The sequence below is a fragment of the Kitasatospora sp. NPDC101183 genome (assembly GCF_044767945.1).
In the GTDB taxonomy this organism is placed as follows: Bacteria; Actinomycetota; Actinomycetes; order Streptomycetales; family Streptomycetaceae; genus Kitasatospora.
Genome location: NZ_JBIWOW010000031.1, coordinates 90250 through 99358 on the forward strand (window position 1 = coordinate 90250; position 9109 = coordinate 99358).

The 9109-nt window shown below is 71.3% G+C and carries 8 protein-coding genes; all 8 read left to right on the forward strand.

The features are described from left to right. The first annotated feature begins 9 nt into the window (after positions 1 to 9). A complete protein-coding gene (locus ACIRRS_RS32815) occupies positions 10 to 1260 on the forward strand; it encodes a spermidine/putrescine ABC transporter substrate-binding protein (protein ID WP_402978663.1) in 1251 nt (416 codons plus the stop codon). Positions 1261 to 1309: 49 nt separating this feature from the next. After that, positions 1310 to 2440: an ABC transporter ATP-binding protein gene (locus ACIRRS_RS32820; protein ID WP_402978666.1), complete on the forward strand. Its 1131-nt coding sequence runs from the start codon at positions 1310 to 1312 to the stop codon at positions 2438 to 2440. Then, positions 2437 to 3363: an ABC transporter permease gene (locus tag ACIRRS_RS32825; protein ID WP_402978669.1), complete on the forward strand. Its 927-nt coding sequence runs from the start codon at positions 2437 to 2439 to the stop codon at positions 3361 to 3363. The genes ACIRRS_RS32820 and ACIRRS_RS32825 overlap by 4 nt, the downstream gene beginning before the upstream one ends. Further along, positions 3363 to 4166, forward strand: a complete 804-nt coding sequence (locus tag ACIRRS_RS32830) for an ABC transporter permease (protein WP_402978672.1) — start codon at positions 3363 to 3365, stop codon at positions 4164 to 4166. The genes ACIRRS_RS32825 and ACIRRS_RS32830 overlap by 1 nt, the downstream gene beginning before the upstream one ends. Positions 4167 to 4228: 62 nt before the next feature. After that, on the forward strand, positions 4229 to 5623 hold the full coding sequence (locus ACIRRS_RS32835; protein ID WP_402978675.1) for an NAD(P)/FAD-dependent oxidoreductase: 1395 nt from the start codon (positions 4229 to 4231) through the stop codon (positions 5621 to 5623). Between the two features lie 114 nt (positions 5624 to 5737). Continuing rightward, complete coding sequence (locus tag ACIRRS_RS32840) at positions 5738 to 6193, forward strand: hypothetical protein (protein ID WP_402978678.1); 456 nt, start codon at positions 5738 to 5740, stop codon at positions 6191 to 6193. A gap of 78 nt (positions 6194 to 6271) precedes the next feature. Beyond that, the gene (locus ACIRRS_RS32845) at positions 6272 to 7033 is read left to right on the forward strand and encodes a nucleotidyl transferase AbiEii/AbiGii toxin family protein (RefSeq protein ID WP_402978681.1); all 762 of its coding nucleotides are present in this window, start codon (positions 6272 to 6274) and stop codon (positions 7031 to 7033) included. Positions 7034 to 7236: 203 nt separating this feature from the next. Continuing rightward, the gene (locus ACIRRS_RS32850; protein WP_402978684.1) at positions 7237 to 8760 is read left to right on the forward strand and encodes a CoA-acylating methylmalonate-semialdehyde dehydrogenase; all 1524 of its coding nucleotides are present in this window, start codon (positions 7237 to 7239) and stop codon (positions 8758 to 8760) included. Positions 8761 to 9109 lie beyond the last annotated feature (349 nt).

The window sequence follows — 9109 nt, forward strand, 5'->3', positions numbered from 1 at the left end:
GCCCGTTCCATGGTGTTCAACGAGCTCGCCGACGGTCTGCCGGAACCGGTCCGCAGGGCCTGGGAACGCAGCCTGACCAGCGGCCGGGCCGCGGTCGGCCGGCGCACCCTGCTGCGGGCCGCCGCGCTGACCGCCGGGGCGGGCGCCCTGGCCGCCTGCGGCATCCCGGCCGCGCCCCGGGTCAGCGGCGACTCGACGGCGGGCGCCGCCAAGGACCTCTCGGAGAGCGAGAGGGAGGTCGCCTTCTCCAACTGGCCTCTGTACGTGGACACCGACGAGAAGGACAAGCAGAAGCACGGCACGCTGGACGAGTTCACCGCCGCCACCGGCATCAAGGTCAAGTACACCGAGGACGTCAACGACAACGTCGAGTTCTTCGGCAAGGTCAAGCCGCAGCTCGCCGCCGGGCAGGACACCGGCCGCGACCTGATGGTCCTCACCGACTGGATGGCCGCCCGGCTGATCCGGCTCGGCTGGGCGCAGAAGCTCAACCCGGCCAACGTCACCACCGCGATCACCAACGTCGAGCCGCGCTTCCGCGCCCCCGACTGGGACCCGGGGCGGCTCTACTCCTACCCGTGGGCCGGCATCCAGGTCGTCGTCGCCTACAACAAGAAGGCGACCAAGGGCCGGCAGGTCACCAGCGTCTCCCAACTGCTGGACGACCCCGAGCTCAAGGGCCGGGTCACCTTCCTGTCCGAGATGCGCGACAGCATCGGGATGGTGCTGCTCGACATGGGCAAGGACCCGGCGAAGTTCACCGCCGACGACTACGCGGCCGCGATCGCCAGGCTCCAGAAGGGCGTGGACAACAAGCAGATCCGCCGCTTCACCGGCAACGACTACGGCCAGGAGCTCTCCTCCGGGGACATCGCGGCCTGCGTCGCCTGGGGCGGGGACCTCATCCAACTGCGCGCCGACAACCCGGACATCGAGTTCGCCGTCCCCGAGAAGGGCTACGTCGCCTCGACGGACAACCTGCTCGTCCCGGCCAAGGCCCGGCACAAGACCAACGCCGAGAAGCTGATCGACTTCTACTATCAGCCGAAGATCGCGGCGCAGCTGGTCGCGGGCATCGGCTTCGTCTCCGCCGTCACCGGGATGAAGGACGAACTCGCCACCCTCGCCCCGGACAGCGCGGCCAACCCGCTGGTCGTACCCACCCCCGAGATGGCGGCCAAGGCACACGTGTTCCGCACGCTCAACGAGAGCGAGGAGAGCGACTTCGAGCAGAAGTTCTCCAAGCTCATCGGCGCCTGAGCCCCCACTCCCGCGGCCCACGGCCCAGACCACCAGGAAGACACCCCCCATGACAGACCAGCAGGCCGGCGGCGACGTCCGACTCACCGGCATCGGCAAGACCTACGGCGCCTTCACCGCCGTCCACCCGCTCGACCTCACCGTCCCCCAGGGCTCCTTCTTCGCCCTCCTCGGCGCCTCCGGCTGCGGCAAGACCACCACCCTGCGCATGATCGCCGGCCTGGAGGAGCCCACCAGCGGCACCGTCCTCATCGGCGGCCAGGACGTCACCGCCCTGCCCCCGTACAAGCGCCCGGTCAACACCGTCTTCCAGAGCTACGCGCTCTTCCCGCACCTCGACATCTTCGAGAACGTCGCCTTCGGCCTGCGCCGGCGCGGCAGGAAGGACGTCAAGAAGCAGGTCGAGGAGATGCTCGACCTCGTCGAACTGGGCCCGTACGCCCGCCGCAAGCCGCACCAGCTCTCCGGAGGCCAGCAGCAGCGCGTGGCCGTCGCCCGCGCCCTGATCAACCACCCCCAGGTGCTGCTCCTCGACGAGCCGCTCGGCGCCCTCGACCTCAAGCTGCGCCGCCAGATGCAGCTGGAGCTCAAGCGCATCCAGACCGAGGTCGGCATCACCTTCGTCCACGTCACCCACGACCAGGAGGAGGCCATGACCATGGCCGACACCATCGCGGTGATGAACGGCGGCCGGGTCGAGCAACTGGGAGCCCCCGCCGACCTGTACGAGAACCCCGGCACCACCTTCGTCGCCAACTTCCTAGGCCAGTCCAACCTGCTGCCCGCCGAGGTCACCGGCAGCGCGGGGGAGGACCTGCTGCTCGGCGTCGACGGCGCCCGCCTCGCGGTGCCCCGCGCCCGCTGCTCCACCGACGCCAAGCGCGTCCACCTGGGCGTGCGGCCCGAGAAGATCACCATCGTCCACGCCACCGAGGAGGTCGCCGAGGGCCGCAACCGGCTCGGCGGCACCGTCGTCGACTCCAGCTTCATCGGCGTCTCCACCCAGTACGTGGTCCGCACCGACGGCGGCCAGGAGGTCGCCGTCTTCGAGCAGAACATGGAGCGCGACGCCCGGATCGTCCCCGGCGCCCCCGTCACGCTGCACTGGAACCCGGCGCACTCCTTCGCCCTCGACGCCTCCCAGGCGATCGACGCGGGCACCGCGGAGGAGGCCGCGTGACCACCACCACCCCGGCCGCCCCGCCCCAGGTCATACCGCTGGAGCCCGCGCGCAGGAAGCGCCGCAGGCTCACCCCGTACTGGCTGCTGCTGCCCGGCATCGCCTGGCTGGTCGTCTTCTTCGCCGTCCCGATGCTGTACCAGGCCTCGACCTCGCTGCAGACCGGCTCCCTCGAAGAGGGCTTCAAGGTCACCTGGCACTTCTCGACGTACTGGGACGCCCTGGTCGAGTACAAGTGGCACTTCGTCCGCTCGTTCTCCTACGCGGCCGTCGCCACCGTGCTCTGCCTGGCCATCGGCTACCCGCTCGCGTACACCATCGCCTTCAAGGCGAGCAAGCGCTGGCGCAACGTCATCCTGATCCTGGTCATCGCGCCGTTCTTCACCAGCTTCCTGATCCGCACGCTGGCCTGGAAGACCATCCTGTCCGACGGCGGCCCGGTGGTCGGCGCCCTCAACGCGCTGCACGTCCTGGACCTCACCAACGCCGTCGGCCTCACCTCCGGCGACCGGGTGCTCGCCACCCCGCTGGCCGTGATCTGCGGCCTCACCTACAACTTCCTGCCGTTCATGATCCTCCCGCTGTACACCTCGCTGGAGCGGATCGACCCCCGGCTGCACGAGGCCGCCGGGGACCTGTACGCCCGGCCGTTCACCACCTTCCGCAAGGTCACGTTCCCGATCTCGCTGCCCGGCGTCGTCGCCGGCACCCTGCTGACCTTCATCCCGGCCTCCGGCGACTACATCAACGCCCAGCTGCTCGGCTCGCCCAGCGAGCAGATGGTCGGCAACGGCATCCAGAAGCAGTTCCTGAACGTGCTCGACTACCCCACGGCCGCCGCGCTGAGCTTCATCCTGATGGCCCTGATCCTGGGCATGGTGACGGTCTACATGCGCAAGGCCGGGACGGAGGAACTCGTCTGATGTCCCGGATCCTCACCTGGATACGCGCCCACCTGGTGGTGCTGGCGGGCCTGCTGGCCCTCGCCTACCTCGTGCTGCCCAACCTCGTCGTGCTGGCCTTCTCCTTCAACAAGCCCGCCGGCAAGTTCAACTACGAGTGGAACGAGTTCTCCACCGACGCCTGGACCAACCCCTGCGGCGTGGCCGACATGTGCCAGTCGCTCTCGCTCAGCCTCCAGGTCGCCGTGCTCGCCACCATCGGCGCGACCGTGCTCGGCACCATGGTCGCCTTCGCGCTGGCCCGCTACCGCTTCCGCGGGCGCTCGGCCACCAGCGCGATGATCTTCCTGCCGATGGCCATGCCCGAGGTGGTCATGGCCGCCTCGCTCGGGACGCTGTTCCTCAACATGCGCATCCCGTTCGGCTTCACCACCATCCTCATCGCGCACATCATGTTCTGCCTCAGCTTCGTGGTGACGGCCGTCAAGGCGCGCGTGATGAGCATGGACCCGAGGCTCGAACAGGCCGCCCAGGACCTCTACGCGACCCCCGTCCAGACCTTCCTGCGGGTCACCCTCCCGCTGGCCGCCCCCGGCATCGCGGCGGGCGCGCTGCTCAGCTTCGCGCTCTCCTTCGACGACTTCATCATCACCCAGTTCAACTCGGGCCCGACCACGGTCACCTTCCCGATGTTCGTCTGGGGCGCCTCGCAGCGCGGCATCCCGGTGCAGGTGAACGTCATCGGCACCGCGATGTTCCTCGCCGCCGTCGCGCTGACCGTCGTCGGCCAGTGGCTCGGCACCCGCCGCAAGGCCACCGCCTGACGTACGGTCGGTCAGCGGTGGCCCCGTACCATCCCCTATCCGTGGAAAGCAGCTGATAATGCATGGACTCCGCCCGCGCGCTCAGTGACGCCAGGCCCACCCCCTTCTGGCTGGAGGACCCGGGCCGGCCCGAGGCGCTCCCCGCCCTGGTCGGCGACACCACCTGCGACCTGCTGGTCGTCGGCGGCGGCTACTCCGGCCTGTGGACCGCCCTCATCGCCAAGGAGCGCGACCCCTCGCTGGACGTCGTGCTGGTCGAGGGCAACGAGGTCGGCTGGGCCGCGTCCGGGCGCAACGGCGGGTTCTGCGCGGCCAGCCTCACCCACGGCTTCGGCAACGGCCTCCAGCGCTGGCCCTCCGAACTCGCCCAGCTCGAACGCCTCGGCGCCGCCAACCTCGACGGCATCGAGGCCGCGATCAAGCGCTACGGCATCGACGCCGAGTGGGAGCGCACCGGCGAGATCGACGTCGCCACCCAGCCCCACCAGCTCGAGGAGCTCCACGAGATCGCCGAGGCCGTCCAGCGGTACGGCCTCGACCTCACCGTCCTCGACGCGGACCAGCTGCGCGCCGAGGTCGACTCGCCGACCTTCCTCGGCGGCCTCTGGGACAAGGAGGGCGTGGCGATGGTCCACCCCGCCAAGCTCGCCTGGGGCCTCAAGGAGGCCTGCCTCGGGCTGGGCGTGCGCATCCACGAGCACACCCGGGCCACCGACCTGCGCGAGCACGGCGCCGGCATGGCCGCCCGCACCACGTACGGCCGGGTCCTCGCCCGCCGCGTCGCGCTCGGCACCAACGTGTTCCCGTCCCTGCTCAAGCGCGTGCGTCCGTACGTCGTCCCGGTGTACGACTACGCGCTGATGACCGAGCCGCTCAGCGCGGACCAGCTCGCCGCCATCGGCTGGAGCGGGCGGCAGGGGCTCGGCGACAGCGCCAACAAGTTCCACTACTTCCGGCTCTCCGCCGACAACCGCATCCTGTGGGGCGGCTACGACGCCGTCTACCACTACGGCGGCCACGTCCGGCACGAGTACGACCAGCGGCCGGAGACCTTCCGCACCCTCTCCACCCACTTCTTCCGCTGCTTCCCGCAGCTGGAAGGGCTGCGCTTCACCCACGCCTGGGGCGGGGCCATCGACACCTGCAGCCGGTTCTCGGCCTTCTTCGACACCGCGTACCGGGGCAAGGTCGCCTACGCGGCCGGCTACACCGGGCTCGGCGTCGGCGCGACCCGCTTCGGCGCCGAGGTGATGCTCGACCTGCTCGCCGGGGAGCGCACCGAGCGCACCTCGCTGGAGATGGTCCGCTCCAAGCCGCTGCCGTTCCCGCCCGAACCGGTGCGCTGGGCGGGCATCGAGATCACCACCCGCTCGCTGGAGCGCGCCGACCGCAACGGCGGCCACCGCAACCTCTGGCTGCGCACGCTCGACCGGCTGGGGCTCGGCTTCGACAGCTGACCCCGCTAGTCGTGTAAGAGAGACCCGCCGTTCGCCTCTCCCTGGTGACGGCGGGTCTCGCAGTACCCGCCGCACCGGACGGAACGCACGCGTGCGAGAAGCGGGGACAGGGACATGGAGAGCACCGGAAGCAGCGAGAGCGGCGGACTGCAGTGGCTGGCCCGGGTCATGCCCGACCCGGAGGCGTTCCGGGCCCACTGGGAACGCACCGGGCTGGGGGTGATGCTGCTGCCCGCCGGGCGGCGCTGGGACGTCCTCACCGTCCCGGGCCGGCTGGGGCGCCCCGCCCTGGAGGTGCTGGGCACCGGGCCGTGCGGGCCCGTCCTCGCGGACTCCGACACCGCGGACGCCCAGGTCGGCTTCCTCGTCCCGGTCGGCACCGCCTCCCGGTGGATCGGCACCGGAGTACGCGGCTCGGGGGAGGGCACCTGGATCCTCGTGCCGCACCCCCGGCGCCGAAGCCGGGGGGTGCGGTGGCTCGTGCCGCCCGACGGGACCGGGCGGCTCAACGACCCGGTACTGCTGGAGCTCGCCCTGCACGAGGCGGCCGCACGGCTCAGCGACTGGTGAGCCCCCCGGCCCGGTGAGACTCCCGGCCCGGGGCGTTCCTCGGCGGCGGGCGCGCGGCCCCCGGGCCAGACTGGAGGCGTGACCACCGCGCCGCACGCCGTCGACCCCTCCCTGCGCCCGGGCCCCGCCCAGCTGCGCCTCGCCGCCCTGGCCGCGCCCGTCTGCGAGCGGTACGGGCTGGCGCTGGCCGGTGGGCACGCGCTGCGCGCCCACGGCGTCGCGGCCTGCCCGCAGGACGGGCTCACGCTGGCCACCGGGAGCGCCGACCTGCCCGCCGTGGCCGCCGCGCTCGCCGAGGCCTACCGGACGGCGGGCGGCGAGGCCGTCGAGCGGCCCGGCACGCCACGGCTGGAACAGCTCACCGTCCGGCTCGCGCTCGGCGGGCGTACGCACGGGGTGGAGCTGCGCAAGGAGCCGCTCGGCCACCGCCCCGTCCGGCTGGAACTCGGCTCCCCCGGGCCGGAGGAGCCCCCAGTGGCGCTGCCCGTCGTCGCGCTGGAGGACGCGGCGGCGCTCGCCACCGCCCTGCTCGCCGACCGGGGCGTGCCGCGCGACCTGATCGACGTGCACGCCCTCACCGCCAACTACCGCGAGGGTGAACTCCTCGCCCTGGCCGGGGAGTTGGACGCCGACTTCCAGCCCGCCGCGCTCGCCGACCGGCTGGAGACGCTGGCCGAGGCGGCGGACGGGCGGTTCCGTGCCCGGGGCCTGCCCGCCGGGGAGGTGGACGGGCTCAAGCGGTGGGCGCTCGCCTGGGCGCAGGACCTGCGGCTCGACCTGCTGGAGACGCGGGAGGCGGCGGACGGGCTGCACGACCCGTACCTGGAGGAGGAGGCCTGAGACAGGGGAGCCAGGACCGGACGACCTGTAAGGCTGAATCCGCGATCCCCGTCAGCCTGTTCGTTGATGGCGGCCCGGGCGGCCACCAGACTGGAAGCCGAACGCGGTAGCCCCGTGTAACCCGTCGCCCGGCCCCCCGGTCCGGCGGCGCCGGACCGTACCGGCGGCAGGACGCCGCCCGGGACTTCGGAGGCAGACGGACCTTGAGCAAGCACATCATTCACTGGATCGGCGGCAAGCCCGTCGCCACCGCCGGTGCCGCGCCCCGTCGCGGCGACGTCTTCGACCCGGCCACCGGCCAGGTCGCCGGCCAGGTCGACTTCGCCGACATCGCGGAGGTCGACCAGGCCGTGGCCGCCGCCGCCTCGGCCTTCGCCGAGTGGCGCACCGCCTCGATCGCCAAGCGCTCCACGGTGCTCTTCGCCTTCCGCGAGCTGCTGAACGCCCGCCGCGACGAGCTGGCGTCGATCATCGTTGCCGAGCACGGCAAGGTGCACTCCGACGCCCTCGGCGAGATCGCCCGCGGCCTGGAGGTCGTCGAGTACGCCTGCGGCATCCCGCAGCTGATCAAGGGCGGCTACACCGAGCAGGCCTCGACCGGCGTCGACGTCTACTCGATCCGCCAGCCGCTCGGCCCGGTCGCGATCATCTCGCCGTTCAACTTCCCGGCCATGGTGCCGATGTGGTTCTTCCCGATCGCCATCGCGGCCGGCAACACCGTCGTGGTGAAGCCCTCGGAGAAGGACCCGTCCGCCGCCAACTTCCTCGCGGAGCTGTGGAAGGAGGCGGGCCTGCCGGACGGCGTCTTCAACGTCGTGCACGGGGACAAGGTCGCCGTCGACCGCCTGCTGGAGCACCCGGACGTCAAGTCCGTCAGCTTCGTCGGCTCCACGCCGATCGCCCGCTACGTCTACGAGACCGGCACCCGCTACGGCAAGCGCGTGCAGGCCCTGGGCGGCGCCAAGAACCACATGCTGGTCCTGCCCGACGCCGACCTCGACCTCGCCGCCGACGCCGCCGTCAACGCCGGCTTCGGCGCGGCCGGCGAGCGCTGCATGGCCGTCTCCGTCCTGGTCGCCGTCGACCCGATCGGCGACGAGCTCGTGGAGAAGATCAAGCAGCGCATCGCCACCCTCAAGGTCGGCCCGGGCTGCAACGGCGACTCCGAGATGGGCCCGCTGGTCACCGGCCAGCACCGCGACAAGGTCACCTCCTACGTGGAGTCGGGCGTCGCGGACGGTGCCGACCTGGCCGTGGACGGCCGCAAGCACCCGGTCACCGCCGAGGACGCCAACGGCACCCCGACCGGGGACGGCTTCTGGCTCGGCCCGACGCTCTTCGACCACGTGAAGCCCGGCATGTCCGTCTACAACGACGAGATCTTCGGCCCGGTCCTCTCCGTCGTGCGCGTCGCCTCCTACGAGGAGGGCGTGGCGCTCATCAACGCCAACCCGTACGGCAACGGCACGGCGCTCTTCACCAACGACGGCGGCGCGGCCCGGCGCTTCCAGTTCGAGGTCGAGGTCGGCATGGTCGGCATCAACGTCCCGATCCCGGTGCCCGTCGCCTACTACTCGTTCGGCGGCTGGAAGGCCTCGCTGTTCGGCGACACCCACGCGTACGGCCAGGACGGCGTCCAGTTCTTCACCCGCGGCAAGGCCGTGACCCAGCGCTGGCTGGACCCGTCGCACGGCGGCATCAACCTCGGCTTCCCGACCAACAGCTGAGCCCGCCCCGCCGGCAGGCCGGACCCCTCTCCCCGGGGTCCGGCCTGCCGCTTTTGCAGGCCGTTTGCCTTCGGCCGCAGATGCGCGTACAGTTCTCCGAGCTGCCTGGCTGGGAGCACCGGACACGCTTCTGCGCGGACGGTCCCGAGGCAGCCAATCCCTTGAAACACCCTTCCGGTTCGTGCCGGTCGTTTCGCTATTTCGCGTCTCGGCTTGGTGCTTATTCGGTGTGCTCGTTTTATCGGATTGCGGCTGGATTCGCTTTTCGGAGCGGGGATCGGTTAGAGTTTGAAACGTCGGACAGGGCGTCAAGCCCCGGAAGACACCAGCGAGTTGGATGACGAAGCCC